Source organism: Planctomycetota bacterium (genome assembly GCA_018242585.1).
GTDB lineage: Bacteria > Planctomycetota > Planctomycetia > Pirellulales > PNKZ01 > JAFEBQ01.
Genome location: JAFEBQ010000046.1, coordinates 45,401 through 65,501, shown reverse-complemented (window position 1 = coordinate 65,501; position 20,101 = coordinate 45,401). Strand labels below are relative to the sequence as shown.

Annotated in this window: 12 protein-coding genes; 6 read left to right on the top strand and 6 right to left on the bottom strand. The window is 64.0% G+C overall.

Annotated features, from left to right (window positions below; genetic code table 11):
• Window positions 1-7 precede the first annotated feature (7 nt).
• Complete coding sequence (locus tag JSS27_20375) at window positions 8-319, bottom strand: hypothetical protein (GenBank protein ID MBS0211309.1); 312 nt, start codon at window positions 317-319, stop codon at window positions 8-10.
• Window positions 320-527: 208 nt separating this feature from the next.
• Between JSS27_20375 and JSS27_20370 the strand changes: the two genes are divergently transcribed.
• The gene (locus tag JSS27_20370; GenBank protein MBS0211308.1) at window positions 528-1,157 is read left to right on the top strand and encodes a hypothetical protein; all 630 of its coding nucleotides are present in this window, start codon (window positions 528-530) and stop codon (window positions 1,155-1,157) included.
• A gap of 5 nt (window positions 1,158-1,162) precedes the next feature.
• Here JSS27_20370 and JSS27_20365 read toward each other — a convergent pair whose 3' ends face one another.
• Window positions 1,163-1,888, bottom strand: coding sequence for a hypothetical protein (locus JSS27_20365; GenBank protein MBS0211307.1), 726 nt, complete (start codon window positions 1,886-1,888; stop codon window positions 1,163-1,165).
• A 403-nt stretch (window positions 1,889-2,291) separates the two neighbouring features.
• Here JSS27_20365 and JSS27_20360 point away from each other — a divergent pair, with 403 nt between their 5' ends.
• Window positions 2,292-4,055, top strand: coding sequence for an HD-GYP domain-containing protein (locus tag JSS27_20360; GenBank protein ID MBS0211306.1), 1,764 nt, complete (start codon window positions 2,292-2,294; stop codon window positions 4,053-4,055).
• A 272-nt stretch (window positions 4,056-4,327) separates the two neighbouring features.
• The gene (locus JSS27_20355) at window positions 4,328-4,810 is read left to right on the top strand and encodes a hypothetical protein (GenBank protein ID MBS0211305.1); all 483 of its coding nucleotides are present in this window, start codon (window positions 4,328-4,330) and stop codon (window positions 4,808-4,810) included.
• 11 nt (window positions 4,811-4,821) lie between these two features.
• Here JSS27_20355 and JSS27_20350 read toward each other — a convergent pair whose 3' ends face one another.
• Both JSS27_20350 and JSS27_20345 read right to left on the bottom strand, forming a co-directional pair.
• Entirely contained in the window at window positions 4,822-5,847 is a 1,026-nt protein-coding gene (locus tag JSS27_20350; GenBank protein ID MBS0211304.1) for a folate-binding protein YgfZ, read from the bottom strand.
• 155 nt (window positions 5,848-6,002) lie between these two features.
• Entirely contained in the window at window positions 6,003-7,244 is a 1,242-nt protein-coding gene (locus JSS27_20345) for a DUF2088 domain-containing protein (protein ID MBS0211303.1), read from the bottom strand.
• Between the two features lie 301 nt (window positions 7,245-7,545).
• Here JSS27_20345 and JSS27_20340 point away from each other — a divergent pair, with 301 nt between their 5' ends.
• The 3 genes from JSS27_20340 to JSS27_20330 all read left to right on the top strand — a co-directional run bounded on the left by JSS27_20340 (window position 7,546) and on the right by JSS27_20330 (window position 14,432).
• A complete protein-coding gene (locus JSS27_20340; protein MBS0211302.1) occupies window positions 7,546-9,945 on the top strand; it encodes a redoxin domain-containing protein in 2,400 nt (799 codons plus the stop codon).
• A gap of 446 nt (window positions 9,946-10,391) precedes the next feature.
• The gene (locus tag JSS27_20335; protein MBS0211301.1) at window positions 10,392-12,992 is read left to right on the top strand and encodes a DUF1592 domain-containing protein; all 2,601 of its coding nucleotides are present in this window, start codon (window positions 10,392-10,394) and stop codon (window positions 12,990-12,992) included.
• Between the two features lie 177 nt (window positions 12,993-13,169).
• Window positions 13,170-14,432 (top strand): DUF1552 domain-containing protein, encoded by a 1,263-nt coding sequence (locus tag JSS27_20330; protein MBS0211300.1) that lies wholly within the window; start codon window positions 13,170-13,172, stop codon window positions 14,430-14,432.
• 358 nt (window positions 14,433-14,790) lie between these two features.
• On the opposite strand, the gene JSS27_20325 is transcribed toward JSS27_20330, so the two are convergent.
• Together JSS27_20325 and JSS27_20320 are read right to left on the bottom strand one after the other, a co-directional pair.
• A complete protein-coding gene (locus JSS27_20325) occupies window positions 14,791-16,245 on the bottom strand; it encodes a DUF1501 domain-containing protein (GenBank protein MBS0211299.1) in 1,455 nt (484 codons plus the stop codon).
• 240 nt (window positions 16,246-16,485) lie between these two features.
• Entirely contained in the window at window positions 16,486-19,719 is a 3,234-nt protein-coding gene (locus JSS27_20320) for a DUF1553 domain-containing protein (protein MBS0211298.1), read from the bottom strand.
• Between the last annotated feature and the right edge of the window lie 382 nt (window positions 19,720-20,101).

Sequence of the window (20,101 nt, the reverse complement as noted above, 5' to 3'; positions counted from 1 at the left end):
ATTTAAGTCAATAACAGGCTCTAAGCGCGACATGTTCGACGCCGTGCGCCACGAGCCATTCCAAGAAGGTCTCGTGCTCTTCGCTCAGTTCGACTTCGGTCTTGTTCTCGCTGGCCAGCGGTGAAATCAGCTCGAAACAGCCTGCCTCCAGCCAGTCGCGCGCCTCGCCCAGCCGAACCCAGTACTCCCCCTCGGGCAACTTGGGCACGCCAGCTTGTCCGCCGGGAGTCATAAAGTAGGTCACCTCGTAGCGAAATCGATCGCTGAGCGTCAACGGTGGCAACTCGGGGCGGCCGATCGCGGTGATTTGAACCGACATCAGTGGGCTTTCGTGATGGGGTGCCAGCAAGGCTGGCAGGTAGCGAGTCTAGGGATCAGGCGGGTTTTTCGGCCGCGCCGCTGGCCCCGCACGCCGCCGCGCGCCGAAGTACGTTTAAGGAGGGCCGGCGACATTGTAGCGCGCCGCCCGAGCCAAGCCGAGCGGCTTGTCCCCGTTTTTGTGACGTCATTCCATGCCGGAGTCGAACATGCTGAATCGTCGTGTCGTGCTGCGGCTGTGCGGTGGCGCCTCGCTGGCGATGGTCGCTGGATGCGTCGCCACGACGGCTTGGAGCGCGCCGAAGCCTGCGACTCCGGCCGGTAAAAAGCCCTCGCTCGAGGATCGCACCGCGTCGTACTTTGCCGCGCGCAAGGACATGAAGCCGGGCGAGCTGATCACGCGCGGCGACGTCGACGCGCTGGTCAAGCAACTGGCCAAGGAAGGTTACGACGTCAAGCCGTTCGAGCCGTTGTTGTCACGACTCGAGCCGGACGGGTCGCTGCTGGCGCGCAACCTGCGCAGCTCGGCTGGTAAACAGTTGGCTCGGCAATCGGCACAATACCCGATGGGCTATGAACGGCTCGATCACCTGGCGCGTCTGCCCGACGGCGCCGGCATTTTGCAGAAGCTGGTCGACGGCCCCGACGGCTACAAGCTGGTCGAATACCTGGCGGTCGAGCCGGGTGGCAAAGAGATGGGGCGGATGCTCTCGCAAACGCCCAGCGGCAAGAACTTCAACGCCGCGACCAACAAGATTTACACGGCCGACCAGTTGGTCAAACAGCTCAAAGAAAGCGCGCAGCCCAAGCCGCCGGCCAAACCCCAGCGCCGGTTGTAGATGGCTCACGGCGAGCCGAAGGGTGACGGCTCGTTCGGTGTCTTGGCCGCGGCCCCTTTTCCCTTGGGGGCGTACGGCATTGTCATCTTGATCGTCACCGAATCGCCGATCACTTGCCCTGGCTGGACTTGCTTGCCTTCGACGAACACACCGTCGCCGGGGGATGCCAGGCGGGTATTCTTGAAGCTGCAATTGATTGCGCAATCGGACGCCAGCTTCAGCTTGATCGCCGGCGCGCCCGTCGCGGCGACGGTGATCGCGCCGTCCTTGTTGGTCCGCACTTTGGCGCGGACCAGGTACGTGTGATTGCCGTCCTTGATCGCACGGAGCGGCTTGCCCGACGTGTCTTCCGGCTCGTACAGCCCCGGCTTGACCGATGCGTCGGTCGCTTCGCGCAGGGTCAGCTCCTTAATCTCGTCCTGAATCTCACCCGCCTTGTTCAGCTCGGCGGTGAAATCGACGTTCATCCCCACGGCCAGCGCTCCCAGTTCGGCCGTGCCGGTGATGGCCAGGTTGGTGGTCGGCGCGACCATCACTTGCACCGTGTTGTCGCGCCCCGAGCTGACGGTGATGACGTTGTTGGCGATCGACTTGATGGCTCCTTCGACCTTGATCGGCTTCGAGCCCGCGCCAGACTGCTTATTGGGTCGTTGGGCCCAGGCCGTGCCGGCCGCGAAGCTGACCAGCAGGGTGCATAGCGCGACCGTCGAACCCCACGTGCGATGCCGCATGAGTAACCGGCCTTTCTCGATTTTTAGCGTGCGTGCGTTGGAGCGATGCTGCCAGACCAGTGTGCCTGGGAGCCGGCCTGCCGAGCGCGGTTCAGCATAACACGCCCGCTACCGGGCGAACACATTTTGTGGCTCGCTCGGCGAAACCGTCAGGCTGTCGACAGGCTGGCCGTGTGGAGCCGGCGCGAGAATTACAATTGTTACATTCGGAACTCGCCCCTCTCGAAAGCTGCACTTTGCGCCGGCTGGGGTGAATTGCCCCTGGCTGGGGACTGACCTAGGTTTGCTACGAGTCATGGAGGGGGAGTGCGCCTCGACCGGCGCGCCGGCCCCGCGATGCACTCACGGACCTTTTGGGGCGAAACCCGCGTCGCGTCACTCGTTTTGGACTGCTGAATCGGCCATGTCGAACTGCCAGCAACCCCAGCCCTCGGTCGATGCGTCGTTGCACCTGGTCAATCTGACCCAGGCCTTCGTCGAGCAAACAGTGACCGCGAACCACGCCCACCAGAACCACTCGATCACCTGCGTTTCCCCCTGGCCGCAAGCCCCCGAGCATCACGTCCAGAAATCGCTCCACGCCTTGTCGGTCGCGTCACAGTTGCAACGCTGGGTCGATGCGCCGCTGGCCCTGTTCGATGCCGAGACCGGCGCGCTGCTGCACCAGACGCTCGAACGCCCGCCGGTCGACTGGAACCGCTACACCGAATTGATTTGCGCCGTGGGGCGCGGCAACCGGGCCCAGGCCTTGGCCGAGGAAGACCCGCTGCTGCTCTACGCCTTGCCGGTCCACACGGCCGAGGAACACCACTACGTGGCCGTGGCGGCGTACGTCACCCGACCGATTCACGGCGACTACGACGTGACCCGGGCGGCCCAATCGCTGGGTTGCCAGGTGGTCGATCTGTTCGCCTGGTGCCTGCACCAGCGCGTCACCCTGCCGAACATGGTCGAGCGCATTTGCGAGATGCTGGTCGCCAAGCTCGACAGCGACCGCCACGCGCGGCGGTTGGAAATCGAAAACGAAAACCTGGCCACGCACATCTCGGCCACGTTTGAAGAAATCAGTTTGATGTACCGGCTGACGCACAGCCTGAAACTGTCAAGCAACAAGGAAGACCTCGCCAGCCAGGCGCTTGGTTGGCTGGCCGCGGCCGTGCCGGCCGAGTCGCTGTTGATTCAGTTCCTGCCCGAGTCGGTCGAGCAGAGCGTGCCGACCGCCGCTGTCGAGCCGCACCAGATCAACTGGGGCCCCTGCCGGCTGTGCGAGTCCGAGTTGGTCGACCTGGTCAACGTGATGAAGCTGGGCCCGCAAAGCGCGCCGCTGGTGCTTAACCGGCTGGCGACCGAGGCGGCGGGCTGGTCGTGGCCGAGCGTCCATGAAATGGTGCTGGTGCCGATCACTGAAGGGGACCGACTGTTCGGCTGGCTGGCCGCCGTCAACCACAACAAGCATGGCGAGTTCACCTCGGTCGAAGCCAACCTGCTGTTCAGCGTCGGTACGATCCTGGGCATTCACAGCGCCAACGTCGGCCTGTACAAGCAACAAGCCGCCGTGCTGGCCGACGTGGTCCGCGCCATGGTCAGCGCCATCGACGCCAAGGACCCGTACACCCGCGGTCACAGCGATCGCGTGGCCCGCGTGGCCGCTCGGCTGACCCAGGAAATGGGGATGAGTCAGGACGCGACCAAGACGATGTATCTGGCCGGGCTGCTGCACGACATCGGCAAGATCGGCATCGACGATGGCGTGCTCCGCAAGCCGGGCAAGTTGACCGACGCCGAGTTCGAGCACGTCAAGCGTCATGCCGAGATCGGCTATCGCATCTTGCGCGACTTGCGGCAACTGCAGCCGATGCTGCCCATTGTGCTGCATCACCACGAGGCCTGGGACGGCAGCGGCTACCCGCACGCCCTGGCCGGCGAGAACATCCCGCTGTTGGCGCGGGTTTGCGCCGTGGCCGACGCTTACGACGCGATGGCCAGCGACCGTCCCTACCGCCCCGGCATGCCGGACGAAAAGCTTGACGCGATCATTCGCGGCGGCGCTGGCAAGCAGTGGGACGCCCAAGTGGTCGAAGCCTTCTTCCGCGCTCGCGAGGACATTCGCGAAATCTCGCGCCGCGAAGCCACGGCCGACGAGCTGTTGGCGCTGCAGCTGACCTAAGCGGCTCGCTTGCAGATTCTTGCCTTCCCTCAATGCGTTAGATGCTGCGCTGCGCGCGATGAACACCCCTCCCTTTCAGGGAGGGGCCGGGGGGAGGGTAAGGACGTTCACAGCCTTGCGGTATTGCGTTCGTCGTTCGCTCCTTAGCGCAAAGCGAATTGGCCTGTAACGCGTTTACCCTCACCCGCTTCGCTGCGCTCAGCGACCTCTCCCTTAAAGGGAGAGGTGTAAGACATTCCCAGCATTAAGCCAACTTCAGGTATCATCACGCCATGGCGTGCGATGAACAGGACCGTGAAGACCTTTTGGGCGAAGCCCGGGCGCTGGTCGAGCGCATCGAGTTACAATTGCCCGATGGCCAGCCGGTGTTCGCCGGCTTCCGTCGCGACGGCGGGCCGAGCGTCTATTTCGGCGCCGCGCCGGTCTACCAGTTCAATAGCGAGCTCGAGCTGCGCCGCGCCTTTGTAACCGATCGCCTCTACAAGGCCGAACAGGGGCGGCTCGTGCAACTCACCCGCGAGCGCCACGCGACCGAAGTGCAATTGATCCGCCACGAGTTAAGCAGCGCCGAAACGCAGGTGCTGCTGACCGAGCTAACCGCGCGACTTCAAGAGTTGGCGAAGACCATCGCCGATAAGCAAGTCGTTATCATCGGCCAGGTGCCGATGGACAAGGACGTGTTAACGCGCGTCGCCAACTGGCTCGCCAATCAACCGCTGCCGCCGCAGATTGCCAGTTCTCCAATGTCCTCATAGCAGCAATCACGCTACGCCATCGGCAGCGACACGATCCGGGCCTTGGTTTCGGCGGCCAATAGTTCCGTGCCGGGCTGTAAACACTCGCGGCGGACGAAACCGAGGCCGATCGGCGGCTGGCCCGCGGCGCGATGGGCCACGGACGTGACCACGCCGGCCGGCTTGCCGTCGCGCAGCAACTCGCTGCCCGCCCCGACTGCGGCCCCGGTGGCGAACTCCAAACCAGCGAGTTGCTTGTTGACGTGCCCCAGCGCGTCGAGCCGGGCGACCGTCTCCTGCCCCAGGTAGCAGCCTTTCTTGAAGCTGATCATCCGCGCGTCGCGACCCAGCTCCTGGGGCAGCAACCCCTCGGGCACGTCGAGCGGGGCCAGCGGCGTGCCCGCCTCGATACGCGCCACGTCGAGCGCTCGCGCGCCGACCGGCGTGAAGCCCGCGGCGGTCAGCGCGCTCCAAATGCCGACCAACCGCTCGCGCGGCGCGAACAAGTGCCAGGCTTCATGCCGCGTCCAAAGATCAGGCACGACGGTCGCTTCGCGCAGCACGCTTTGCAGCGCGTCGCCGTGCAACTTGTCGGCGGCTGTTGGGCCGGCCAGGTATAACAGCCCCCACTCCCGCGTGCGATCGTGGACCGTGACCTGCTCGCGAATCTGATACCGCGTCAGGTGCGCCGCCAGCGGGGCCGCCATGCCGGGACCGACGTCAACGATGTGCGACGACTCCCCGGCGTGAATCCAGCCATGAAACAGGACGTTTCCCTTGCCGTTCAGGAAGCTGGCCTCGCAGCTTGCGCCGGTGGCGAGCTGCTTGATGTCGTTGGTTGACAAGCTGTGCAGGAAGCTGGCCCGATCAGGGCCGACCAGCTCAAGCTGGCTGCGCGGCGAAACATCGATCACCGTGTCGGTCGAGGTGAACGCTCGCCAGTCGCGCTCGAAATCGCCATAGTCCCAAGCCACCTCGCCGCCGAGCCAATGCGCGAAGCGCGCGCCCAGGTCATGGTGCAGGTTCTTGAGCGGACTGCTTTGGGTGATGGCCGTCATGTTTGCTTGTTACGTTGAATGATGTTGGAGGCCGGTGGGGGAGTTGGGGGGTGGGGGCGTGGGGGAGTAAATGCGTGTGACTCAAATTTTTGCCGCGCTCATTGGTGCCTACTGTCAACGCTCAACATCTCACTCCTTCACACACCCCCACGCCCCTACTCCCCCACACCCCCACGTCCTTCTTCCACCGTTGGCCAGGCGAACTGGGCGTCGGGCAGCACCACGCACGAATCGCTCCGCGCGATCAGTCGTCCCACGTCGGCCGGCTCGGTCACGTGGATCATGCCCAGCCCTTCGACCGTCGACTCGTCGAGCTGGCTCAGCAAGTAGATTCGCGCTTGTTGATGAGCGCGGATCAACATCGTCGCGGCCAGCAAATCGGCCGGGCGCTGATCTTCGAGTTGTTTCAAATCGCGGTCCCAGCTCTCGCTGCCGGACAGGACTTGCAACCCTGCGCCCGGCGCGGTCGCCAGCTCGGTACACAGGACAATCGCCCCATCCGAGTTGACCAGTCGCACAGCCGCCGCCAGCGCGCGGCCGACGTTCTCCCACGTTTGCTGTTCCGCTTCGCCGCTCACGGCCGCCACGACCAGATCGGCGCACTCGGCCGCCGTGGTTTCCCAATCGTCGGCCATCCGCTCGGCGCCGACACGTTTGACCGTAGCCAGGTCGCCACTGACAAATCCAGCGATCGTGCCACCGGGCCCGGGAATCACCTCGACGACAAACGGCGAACCGGCCAGCCAAGCCACCTGATCGATCTCGCGCCGCGCGCCGCGGACGTATTCCTTGCGCCGCGCCAGTAGTGCGGGGTGCCGGAATCGTTGCATCGTCGGGCCGTCGCTATAGCCAGGGTAAATGGCCGCCGCCGGCCCGAGCGAACCGGGCACGCGCGGCGACCGCAGACAGCCAATGAACACCACGGCATCGGCGTCGCTGAGCACGCGATTCAAATACACCGGCTTGCCGCCGCGCGTGTTGGCCACATAGCCCAGATTGTCACGGTGAGAGGGATCGTGTCGGTGCAGCGTCACGCCGTCGCGCGCCGCCGGCGAAAGTAGCTCGCGCAAATCGGCCGCTGTGTTCGCCGGATCGGCCACGTGTTGCAGGACGGCAATGTCGGCCGCCGCGATGCCGTGCGCCAACAGATAGTCGACCACCTGGGCCACGATCGCCTCGGCCCGCGGCGTGCCCGGCTCGACCGCCACGGCCACCCGATCGCCCGGCGTCACCGCGCTGGCCAGGGGGAGATAATCGGTCGGCGCGTCGAGCGCCTGTTGCAGAGCCTGGGACCAATCGGCCAGCGGGCGCAGCTCGGGCGAGCAAGTGACCAACGCCGCCCGATCGAGGGACAACTCAAGCGTCGAATCGCGGCCGTAGTGCAAAGTAGTCGACATCGTGTGATGAAAAGCTCTGGTGAACGCGCCCGGCCGATAATCACGCCGAACGGGGAACGCCTGCTGTCATTCTAGGCGAATCGGGCGAGATAGGACCGGCCCGACGTGCTTGCGCCCGAGCGCATTATCGGGCGGACCTGCCGAGCGTCAAGAACCGAGCTAGACCCCTGGGGCACGGGCGCAAATAATGACGGCTTGGCCGCCCGAACGCTGGCGGCCGCTAGGACAATCGTCGCTTCTCAAGGAATGAGTTTCTATGCGCGCGCCTTGTCGGGCTTCGCACCCTTTGGCAGTTTGGCCGGTGCTCGGATTGTTCGTCGTCGGAGTATTGGCCGGCTGCAACGATTCAGCTTCGCCGAACAAGTCAGCGCCCGCGGCCAGCGTGGTTCTGGACCGGACGATGATCGCCTATAACACGGCCATGACCTATGCCGACAGTGGCGAGGTGATCTGGAAGTACACGCTCGATGGCCAGACGCACGAGGAACGCTTTCCCTGGTCGGTCACCCTGGAACGCCCGAACAAGCTGCGCGCGCACATGTACGCGGCCACGATCGTCTGTGACGGCAAGGACTTTTGGGCCTCGCTGGCCGATGTGCCGAACCAGGTCGTCAAGCTGACGGCCCCGCCGGTCCTCACGTCAGAACGAATCTTCGCCACGCCGATTCTGCTGGACGAGATGACCAATCGGATTGCCAGCGCCTCGGTCGCGCTGCCGTTTCTGGTCGATGACGATCCGCAACGAGCCATCTTGCAGAATGGCGCGCCGCGGCATCTGGAGCCGCAAACGATCGATCAATCGCCTTGTTATGGCATTGCCATCGAGCGGCAAGACGGGCAGCTTAAGCTGTGGATCGACCAGGTGACCTACGTGATCCGTCGCATCGAGTTCCCGCTGGACGCCATGCGGCAATATATGAGCACCAAGGGGAAGCTCGGCGACATGTCGCTGGTGGGCGAGCTGCGCGGCGCACAATTGAATGGCAAGATCGACCCGGTGGCATTCAAGTTCGAGCCGCCGGTCGGGGCAAAAGTCCTCAGCGAGTTCGAGATCACGGCGCGGCCCGAGCCGCCGACGGCGCTGTTGGGAACGCAACCGGGTGATTTTCAATTCGTCGGGCTCGACGGCGCGAAGATCGACCTGAAAGCGTTGGCCGGCAAGACGACGGTCCTGGCCGTTTGGGCCGCCAGCATCCCAACCAGCGTCGACAACTTGCCGTACCTGCAAGCGGTCTACGATCAGTTCAAGGGGGACCAGCGTGTGCGGTTCCTGGCCGTCAGCATCGACGCCGCCCCGGCCAGCGGCCCGGTGCAAGTCAGCACGTCCGGCGGCGGAGCGCAGTTGCCGGTCGTCACCAACCAGGAGCTCGAATCAACCTTGGCCAAGGCGAAGGTCACGATCCCGATCGCGCGCGACACCCACCAGCAAACACAGAAAGCCTTGGGGATCATTCCGCTGCCCAGCATCGTGATCCTGGGACCGACGGGCATCATTGAAGATCACCTGATTGGCGTGGAGCCCGAGTTGTCGAAGCTGCTGCCGGCGCGGCTCGAAACGGTGCTGGCCGGCAAGCATGTCTATGCCGAAGCCAAGCAGCGCCACGAAGACCAACTGCGTAAATACGAGCAACAATTCCAAACGTCCAACGAGCAGGCTCCGCTCCTCAAGGCCGAACTCGCCGCCGCCAGCCAGCCTCAGCAGCTTCAACTCAAGCCGCTCTGGAAGTCGGTCGACGTCGCCGCGCCGGGCAACGTGCTGGCCGTGGCCGACGGGGACACGACGAAGCTGTTCGTCCTGGACGGGCTGACCACGGTGGTGGAGTTCGACGCCGCGGGCAAAGTCGTCGCGCGGCATGAGCTTGATTTGCCCAAAGAGCCGCAAGAAGGAGTGGTCAGCTACCTGCGCACGGCCTTCGACGCCAGCGGCGCGCGCTGGTTCGCCGGCACGGTTAGCAATCAACAGCAAGTCCACGTCTTTGACGCCAACTGGAAGCGCCAGTTCAGCTATCCCGACGGCGAAAGCAGCACCGGCATTGCCGACGTGCAGTTCGGCGACCTCGACGGCGACGGCCAGCCGGAGCTGAACGTGGGCTACTTTGGCGTGGTCGGCATTCACAACGTCACGCTCGACAAACGGCAGCGCCACTGGAGCAATCGCAGCGTGGCCAATGTGTTTGGCCTGGCCGTGGTGGGGCCCGACATCTCGCATCGCCGGCAGCTTTGGTGCGCGAACGAGCAGGGAACGATTGCCGTGATCGATCACCAGGGGGTTGAAGGCCTGTCGCTGGCCGTGGCCAATCGATTCATCCGCCTGGTGCGCGCGGCCGACCTGAACGGCGACGGCGAAGCCGAGGTGATCGGCGTCGCCACCTCGCAACAGGGGGAAGACACGCTGGTGGGGATCGACGGCGGCGGGCGCGAGTTGTGGAACTATCCGCTGCCGCCGGGGCTGCAAACGATGCCTGCCTTGGAGATGATCGGCTGGGGACCGACCGCCGCGGGGAGCAAGCAACAGTCGTGGATCGTGGCCGGCCCTGATGGCTCGGTCCACCTGATCGGCGTTAACGGCCGGCCGATCGACCGTTGGAATCACGGCAGCGCGATCTCGGGCTTGGCCCTGGTCCGCGCGGCTACGCCGATGATCGTCATCGCCTCGGGTAAATCGGTCCAGGCATGGAGCCTCGAACCGGCTGGGAAGTAGAAGTAGACGACACGTGACTTGTGTCGCTCCCAGGCTCGCGCGAGAAACACCCCTCCCTGTCAGGGAGGGGCAGGGGGGAGGGTCAAGGCGTTCACGAATCTGTGTGCTTCAACTCAAATGCGTCGTTGCCAATTCATGAGCGTCCCGGCCTGCTGCGCGTTTACCCTCCCTCGGTCCCTCCCTTAAAGGGAGGGATGTTCATCGTTCGGCGCGCCGATTCGATTGACGATGGTGAATTGTGCCGCAGGTGGCGAGTCGTGTGCCCACCGGCGCGCGACAGTGTATCCACTTCGCACAGCGCAAAGCGTTTGGCGGGTTCCGCTTGGAAACTGCGACAAACTGTCCCCTGCGGGCCGAATCTTGGCTATAATTGACGGCCTACACGCCAGCCCTGGGCGACCCACCGCTGGTCGCGCGATTTGACCCCCGCCAACGCCCTCCCCGATATGAAGCAAAGCTCGCGAACACTTCTGTCTGAATGTCTGGCCCGACTGGTGGTCGCGGTTCTGGTGTTGTGCGCGCCGTTGGCGGCCCAGGCGGCCGGTAAGACCGGCGAGCAGATTTACCTCGCCCAGTGCGCCAAGTGTCACGGCGACAAGGGGCAAGGGGTCAAGGACCAGTACGGCAAGCCACTGGCCGGCGACCGCTCGCTGGCCGAGTTGGCGGCGCAGATCGCCAAGACCATGCCCGAGGACGACCCCGGTACGTGCGTCGGCGAGGACGCCAAGCTGGTGGCCGAGTACATCTACCACGCCTTCTATTCGCCGGTGGCCCAGGTGCGCAACGCACCGGTTCGCATCGAGCTGGCCCGGCTGACCGTTCGCCAGTATCGCAACACGGTGGCCGATCTGATCGGCAGCTTCCGCTGGACCGGGCGCTGGGACGACAAGCACGGCCTGCAAGGCGAGTACTCCCGCACGCGCGAGTTCTGGAAGAAGGAAGTCCGCGCGTTCGAGCGGCTTGATCCGGTGGTGCAGTTCAACTTTGGCGAGCTGAGCCCAGCGGCTGAGCCACCCAAGTCAGACGCCCCGCCAGCGCCGGCCAAGCAGCCCGAGCCGAAGAAGTCGGACAAGGCTTCTGCCACGCGTTCGCCATTCCGCACGGTTGCCGATGAAAAGAAGATCGCAGACGACAAGAAGCCCGACGCCAAGCCCGTCAACGAGGTGAAGCGGAAAGAAGAAGCTCGCCAGAAGGCCGAGGCCGACAAGCAAGCCGAGGCCAAGCGCAAAGCCGACGAAGCCAAGAAAAAGGCGGAAGCCGAGCGGAAGGCCGCCGAGGACAAAGAAAAGGCCGAGAAGGCCAAGCACGCCGAGTTTGGCATTCATTGGCAGGGGGGCGTCTACGCTCCCGAGACCGGCGATTATGAGTTCATCGTCGACACCGAGAACGCAGCCGAACTGTACGTGAACAACGACCGCGCGGCATTGGTCGACGCCCGGGTCAAGTCGGGTAAGGACACGCTTCACAAGCAAACGATTCGACTGCTGGGAGGCCGCGTCTATCCGTTGCGGCTGGTGTTCAGCAAATCGAAACAGGCGCAGGACAAGACCGCTTCGATCACCTTGAAGTGGAAAATGCCGAACCGCGCCGAGGAAGTGATTCCAGCCCGGTATCTGACGCCTCATCGGCAGCCGCAATTGTTCGTGCTCGAGACGGCCTTCCCGCCCGATGACCGGAGCATGGGCTACGAGCGCGGCACGTCGGTGTCGGAAGCCTGGAGCCAGGCGGCGACCGACGCGGCGTTGGAAGTGGCGGCCTTTGTCGACGCCAACCTGGACGAGCTGTCCCAGTCGAAACCCGGCGCGGGGGACCGCGCCCAGAAGCTGCGCGCGTTTTGCCAGCGGTGGGTCGAGCGGGCCTTCCGCCGCCCGTTGAGCGATGAACAGAAATCGTTCTTCATCGACAAGCAGTTCGTCGAGGGCCGGCCGCCGGAACTTTCGGTCAAGCGGGCGGTGCTGTTGAGCTTGATGGCGCCGGAGTTCTTGTATCTGGATTTGAACCCGACCGAATTGGACCAGTGGGACGTGGCCAGCCGGCTGTCGTACGCCCTGTGGGACTCGCTGCCCGACAATCAGTTGGCCGAGGCCGCGAATAAGAAATGGCTGACCACGGCCGAGTCGGTGCGCAAGCAGGCCGAGCGGATGCTGGGCGACATTCGCGCCCGATCGAAGCTGCGCGAGTTCTTCCTGCAATGGCTGAACGTCGATCGCTTTATCGACATCGCCAAAGATTCCAAGCGGTTCCCCGAGTTCGACGCCGAAGTGGTCTCGGACCTGCGAACATCCCTGGAGTTGTTCCTGGACGATGTGGCCTGGTCGCGCGAGTCCGACTTCCGGCAATTGCTGTTGGCCGATTCGTTGTACATCAACGGCGCGTTGGCCAAGATGTACGATGTAAAACTGCCGGCCGGCGCGGACTTTGAAAAGGTGAACCAGTCGGGGGCCCAGCGCGCCGGCGTGCTGACGCACCCGTATTTGATGGCGGGCTTTGCGTATACTTCGACCAGCTCGCCGATTCACCGCGGCGTGTTCGTGGCCCGCAGCGTGCTGGGGCGTTCGTTGCGTCCACCCCCAGAGGCCGTCGCGCCGCTGGCCCCCGAGCTGCACGCCGATCTGACCACGCGGCAACGGGTGATCTTGCAGACCAAGGCCGAATCGTGCCAATCGTGCCACCGGATGATCAATCCGCTGGGCTTCGCGTTCGAGAACTACGACGCGATTGGCCGGTTTCGCAAGGTGGAACAGGGCAAGCCGGTCGACGCCACCGGCGCGTACCAGACGCGCGGGGGGGACATGGTCAAGTTCAACAACGTGCGCGACCTGGCCAAGTACCTGGCGGCTAGCGACGAGACGCACGAAGCGTTCGTCGAGCAGTTGTTCCACTTCATGATCAAGCAGCCGATCAACGCCTTTGGGCCGACCGAGCTGTCGAAGCTGGAAAAGTCGTTCCACGACCAGAAGTTCAACATTCGCAAGCTGTTGATCGAAATCGCGGCCGAGGCGTCGTTGCCGCCGCCGGCCGAGAAGATTGCGAAGAGCGAGAAGTAGCTGACTTGATCGCGGTTGGAAGTCTTTTGGATGTTTGCCACATGGCCCCCGGTCATTAACCGGGGGCTAAAGGTCGATAATAAGTTGGGAAGTTTCCCGGTTCCTCGGAGAGTCAACGTGCCACGTACGACCGACCGTCGCCATTTCATGCGTCAACTGGGGCTCAGTGCCGCGGCCATGCCGTTCTTGCTGAATCTGCCGAGCCTGGGCTTCGCCAACCAGTCGCGCCGCAAGCAGCGCTTGATCGTGCTGTTCAGCCCGAACGGGACGATTCCCAAAAACTTCTGGCCCGACGTGAAGGATGACGAGTCGCTGGAGCTGAAGGAGATTCTTACGCCGTTGGCCCCATACAAGGATCGCGTGCTGACGCTCAACGGCGTGTGCGACAAGGTCCACGGCGACGGCGACAACCATATGCGCGGCATCGGCTGCTTGCTGACCGGCATCGAGTTGTTCCCCGGCAACATCCAAGGTGGCTCGCACACGCCCGCCGGCTGGTCGAGCGGACACTCGATCGACCAGGAGATCAAGACTTTCCTGCAAGCCAACGATCAGACGCGGACCCGGTTCGGTTCGCTGGAGTTTGGCGTGATGGTTCCCGAGCGGGCCGACACCTGGACCCGCATGTCCTACGCCGGGCCGAACAAGCCGATCGCGCCGATCGACAACCCGTACCAGATGTTCGGCAAGCTCTACGGCCGGATCGACGACCGGGAAAGCCTGAAGAGCGTGCTCGATGACGTGCAAGAAGACCTGAAGCGCGTCGGCGCCAAGGTCAGCAAGGAAGACCGCCGGCTGTTGGAAGAGCACGCCGGGTTTGTCCGGTCGATGGAGCGCGAGCTGCAATCGGCCGCCGAGGAAAAAGCCGGCCACGCCGTGCCCCAGCTCGAGCCGGGCGTGCGCGAAGACAACGACCAGATGCCCAAGCTGTCCAAGATGCAGATCGATTTGCTGGTGAATAGCTTTGCCAGCGACATGGCCCGCGTAGCCACGTTCCAGTACACCAACTCGGTCGGCGGCGCCAAGATGCGCTGGCTGGGCGTGGAGGAAGGGCACCACGAACTGTCGCACGAGCCCGACACCAACGAGAAGGCCGTCGAGAAGCTGACCAAGATCAACCACTGGTTCTGCGAACAATTGGCGTACTTGACCGAGCGGCTGGCCAAGACGCCCGAGCCGGGCGGGCAGGGGAGCTTGCTCGACAACACGTTGATCGTCTGGACCAACGAGTTGGGCAAGGGGAACTCGCACACGCTGGATGACATTCCCTGGGTGCTGGTCGGCGGCGGGCTCGACTTCCGCATGGGCCGCGCGCTCAAGTATCCGAAGCTGCCTCACAACCGGCTACTGTTGTCGCTGGCCCACGGGTTCGGCCACCGAATCACCAAGTTCGGCAAACCGGAGTACTGCGGCGACGGCCCGCTGCCGAACCTGACTTGATGCCTCGCTTCGAGCTCCGAAAGACTTGCCACGGAGGCACGGAGCCGCGGAGGAATGCACGGAGTGGAATTGAGGAAGCAGGGGCGTCGCAAGTCAACAACGTCCCCATCATCACGCGGCGCGCAGTAACCCTTCTCCCTCCAGGAGAAGGTGGCCGACAGGCCGGATGAGGGTCCACTCACCACTTCCAATCGCGCCAGCCTGACGCGCGACCCTCATCCGTCGGCTAGCGCCGCCACCTTCTCCCCGGGGGAGAAGGGTTGTATTCGGCTCGCACGCGATTGATACGTTAGCACTCAAACGCTTGCCGCGGTCTTTTCTAATCGCTAACCGCTAATCGCTAATCGCTAATCGCAGGCTACGCCAGTAGTTCCTTAATCACATGCGCCGGTTCGACGCCGGTCAGCTTCTGGTCGAGCCCCTGGTACCGATAGCTGAACCTTTGGTGGTCGAAGCCCAACAGCTTCAACGTCGTGGCGTGGAAGTCGCGAATATGCACCGGGTTTTTCGTGATGTTGTACGAGAAGTCGTCCGTCTCGCCGTACACCGTGCCCGGCCGAATGCCGCCGCCGGCCATCCACATCGTAAAACAGCGCGGATGGTGGTCGCGGCCGTAGTTCTCCTTGGTCAGTCCGCCCTGCGAGTAAATCGTGCGGCCGAACTCGCCACCCCAGATCACCAGCGTATCGTCCAGCATGCCGCGCTGCTTCAAGTCGTTAATCAGCCCATAGCAGGCCTGGTCGACGTCCTTGCATTGTGACGGCAAGCGCCCGGCCACGTTGCCGTGCGTGTCCCAGTTGTTGTGATAGATCTGCACGAACCGCACGCCACGTTCGACCAGCCGCCGAGCCAATAGCGCGCTGTTGGCGAACGAGCCAGCTTTCTTGGCCTCGTCGCCGTACAGCTCGAACGTCCGATCCGGCTCGTTGGCCAGGTTGGTCAGGTCGGGCACGCTGGTCTGCATGCGGAAGGCCAGCTCGTATTGCTGAATCCGCGTGTGGGTTTCGGGATCGCCCAGCTCGCGATAGGTCATCTCGTTCAGCGCCTTCAGCCCGTCGAGCGTGTTGCGCCGCACGTCGGTCGGCACGCCGGGCGGGTTGTTGATGTACAAAATCGGATCCCCCGCCGAGCGGAACGCCACGCCGGCGTGCTCGCCCGACAAGTAGCCGCTCGACCAGAGCCGGGCCGAAATCGCCTGCACCTGTTCCACGTTGCTCGGCTTGGCGACCAGCACGACGAACGTCGGCAGGTCTTCGTTCAACGAGCCTAGGCCGTACGAGGTCCACGCCCCCAGGCACGGCCGGCCGGTGATCTGGTTGCCGGTCTGAATGTAACTGATCGCCGGTTCGTGGTTGATTGCTTCGGTGTGCATGCTGCGGACAAAGCACATCTGGTCGACCATCTTGGCGGTCCAGGGCAACAGCTCGCTGACCCACATACCCGACTGGCCGTGCTGGGCAAACTTGTACTTCGACGGGGCGATGGGGAACCGCTTCTGGCCCGACGTCATGGTGGTCAAACGCTGCCCGTTGCGGATCGACTCGGGCAGGTCCTTGTCGTACATCTCGAGCATCTTCGGCTTGTAATCGTACAAGTCGATCTGCGAAGGCCCACCGACCATGTGCAGATAGATCACATGCTTGGCCTTGGGCGGAAAATGAGTTCGCGCCGTGGCGGCCCCAGCGTTGGTCGTGGCGCCAAAGGCCCGCTCACCGGCCAGCGTCGCCAAAGCCGCTCCGCCCAGCAGGTGCGACCCCTGGGCCAGAAAATGCCGCCGAGTGACATTCCGCATCGTTTCATGAAACAGATTCATGGCTTTGCCTTCCATTCTTCCAATTCAGTTTGCCACGGAGGCACGGAGACTCGAAGGGTTGCACGGAGGAATCAGAAACCCCAATTACCAATGTCCAATGACCAAGAATAAAAAAGAAACTTGTCGACTCCACTTCTTTGGTCATTGGGATTTGGTCATTGGTCATTCATCTCTATCATTCCCTCTGTCCTCTCCGTGCCCAACTCCGTGCCTCTGTGTCTCCGTGGCTAATCCCGACACTCACTTCGTCAGCACTTCGTCCAGGTTCAGCATCTCGTTCACCAGCATCGTCCAGGCGGCCAGTTGCACCGCGTCGACCTTGGCCTCGGCCGGCGAATCGCCGAACGCGACCAGCGCCTGGGCGTCGTCGGCGTGGGCCTGGTAGTACGCCCGCAACTGGGCCAGCGACTTCTTCACGATCTCAAGTTCTGCGGGCCGCAACGACCGGGCCATCAGCCGCCGGGCGATGAAGTCGACCCGCGCGTCGTCCGCCGCGGCATCGTCGGTCGAGGCATTCGCGCCGGCCGCGCTGCCCGCTTCCAACACCGCCCGCTGGGCCAGATGCCGCGCCGACTCGACGAACTGGGGATCGTTCAACGTCACCAGCGCCTGCAACGGCGTATTGGTCCGCTCGCGCCGCACGCAGCAAATCTCACGGCTCGGCGCGTTGAAAATATCCATCGACGCCGGTGGGGCCGAGCGCTTCCAAAACGTGTACATGCTCCGCCGATACAGCCCCTCGCCCTTGTCGGCTTTGTAGTCGCGCGTGTTGCTGCCGATCATCGCCACCGCCTCCCAGACCCCGTCCGGCTGGTAAGGCTTCACACTCGGCCCGCCAAGCTTCCGCACCAGCAGTCCACTGCTGGCCAGGGCGTAGTCGCGCAGCATCTCGCCATCCATCCGGAACCGTGGCCCGCGCGAGAGCAGGCGATTCGCGGGGTCTTTTTCGAGTTTCAGCTTGTCGGCCACGGCGCTTTGGCGATAGGTCGCCGAGGTGACCAGCAGCTTGAAGAATCGCTTCACGTCCCAGCTCGACTCGCGGAACTCGACGGCCAGCCAATCGAGCAACTCAGGATGCGACGGCAACTCGCCCGTCGCGCCAAAGTCGCCGGCCGTGCGGACCAGGCCAGCGCCGAACACTTCCTGCCAGAAGCGATTCACCGTCACGCGCGTGGTTAACGGGTGATCGGCGTCGAGCAGCCATTGGGCCAGGCCCAGCCGATTGCGCGGCAGCTCGCTGTCCATCGCCGGCAGGATGTCGGGCGTGTCGGCGTTGACTTCGTCGCGGCGCTTGTCATAGTCGCCGCGGTACAAAATGTACGCCATCGGCGCTTCGCCCTTTTCGTTCATCACGTGGGCCACCGTGCCGCGCCCTTTGATTTGCGCCTCTTCGCCGCGCAGCTTGGCCAGCTCGGCCCCCAACTGTCGCGAGGTGGCGTCGAACTGGTTGAACCACCAGTCGAACAGCTCGCCCAGCTCGGCTTGCGTGCGCTTGTCGGCCGCCTTGGCCACGACGGCCAGGCTGCGCGTGCCGCGGGCCAGTTGCTCGACCTCGGTCGCCTTGAGCGCCCGACTGTAAACGCGAATGTCGTTCAAGACCGCGCCGTCGATCGGCCACGTCGAATGCCGTCGCCCCAGCGCCATGGGCACGTTGGCCTTGATGCTCCCCTTCAGCACCGTGTTCTTGGTCGTGACTTTCGACGCGGCCGGCAGCCCGTTCAGGTACATGTTGATGCCCGCCGCCTTGCCCGACCCGTCGTAGGTCACGAACAGATGGGCCCAATCGTTCGGCTTGAGCTGCGTGTTGCTTTGCAGCTTGATGCCGTCTTCTTCCCACTTGGCGACAAAGTGAACGCCAAAGCGGACCCCTTCGTCGATGTACAAGTCCCAGCCTTGAAAATGATCTTTCTCGCTCATCCGCGAGAGGAGCGCCCCGGTTTGCCGCGCGCCGGGAATGCGTACCCAAGCGCCGAAGGAAAAGGCGTCCTTGGTGTCGAAGCCGCCGACGTCGTCAACGTCGATTGGTTGATCCTTCGACGTTCGCAGCCCCTTGTCGGCCACGTGGCCAGGTTGCCACTGCAACGGCTTGGCCAGCGCGAGCGCTCGCATCTGCCCCTCGACCGCGGCGTGCAGCGTGTTGCCGACTCCTTCACTACACAGGGCGTGGAACTGCAATCCGTCGTGCGGCAGGTGCCCGGCGATCGAGCTGGTGCGTGCCGTCGGCAGCCAGTTCTTGTCGAACACTTTGCGGGCCACCGTCCGGTTGGCGTCGACTTTCCCTTGCAGGGCCGCCAGCTCCCCTTGCAGCGCCGACCAGCGGGCCTCGTCTTCCTCGGTCGGCACCACGACCACCGGCGGCGTGTCCTTGATATTGCCGTCGCGGGTGGCCTGGGTGGTGTTGTTAAAAAAGGCGGCCAGCTCGTAGAACTCGCGCTGGCTCAGCGGATCGAACTTGTGATCGTGACAAACCGCGCAGCCCGCCGTCAGCCCCATCCAGACTTGCGACGTGGTCTCGGTCCGGTCCCGGGTGTAGAGGACCGCGTACTCTTCGTCGATGATGCCACCTTCGTTGGTCGTGATGTTGCAACGGTTAAAGCCGGTGGCAATCCGCTGGTCGAGCGTCGGCGTCGGCAGCAGGTCGCCGGCCAACTGCTCGACGGTGAATCGATCGAACGGCAGGTTTCGATTGAACGCCTCGATCACCCATTGCCGGTAGGACCACATCTCGCGCATGTTGTCGAAGTGAATGCCGTGCGTGTCGGCATAGCGGGCCGCGTCGAGCCAGTAGCGGCCCCGATGCTCGCCCCAGGCCGGCGATTCCAGCAATCGATCGACGTACTTCTCGTACGCGTCCGTCGAGGTGTCGGCCACGAACGCGTCGACGTCAGCCGGCTCGGGCGGCAGCCCGGTCAGGTCCAAGCTCAGCCGCCGCGCCAACGTCCGCCGGTCGGCCTCGGGCGCAGGCTTCAAGCCCGCCGCTTCCAAGCGCGCGAGGACCAAGCGATCGATTGGCGTGCGGACCCAGTCGGTTTGTTTGACGGCGGGCAAGGCCGGACGGCGCGGCGGAATGAACGACCAGTGGACCTGGTACTCGGCCCCGCTGGCGACCCAGCGGCGGAGCAGGTCTTTCTGGGCCGGCGACAGTTTCTTGGTCGTGTCGGCCGGCGGCATGACCTGTTCGGGATCGCCCGACAGAACCCGCGCGATCAGCTCGCTGGCCTTCTCATTGCCCGGCACGATCGCGCCGGCGTCGATGGCCGCCTGGCGCTGGTCGAGGCGCAAATCGGCCTTGCGATTGGCCGAGTCGGGACCGTGACAGGCCAGGCAATACTCAGCCAGGAGCGGGCGAATGTCCCGATTGAATTCGATGGGTCGTTCGGCCGCCGCCGCGAGCGCGCCCACGCTCGACAGCGTTATGATCAAAGAAAGGAGCGCAGCCGCGCGCCGCCACAGGCAAGCCAACAACTCTGGCATAGGTCAATCCGCGATTCATGACGCGCCGCGCGAGCGCGAAGCGTTGGTTCGCGGCTGGCACAGCTTGTCGGTTCAGCTTCATGCCAGTCTGCCGGTCGGAATCGAACGGCAGTAGCCGAGCGTCACAGCTCGGCAGGCGCCCAGGGTCACGAGCTGGCGGTCGGAGCCACGAGCAGTCGTTCGCATTCCGGCCGACAGTCGGCGGGGAACGGGCACGGCGAACGCTGCAGGTTGGTCGTGGGTCGACCGCAGCCAGACATCTATGGTAACCAGCCCAAAGGAATCTGCCAACGATTTACCTGCGATCCCGTCGCCCGTGTTTTAGGTTAGAGACAAGGAAAAACCAGTAAATCACAGACAAATTGAAGGCTGGTGCCATCCG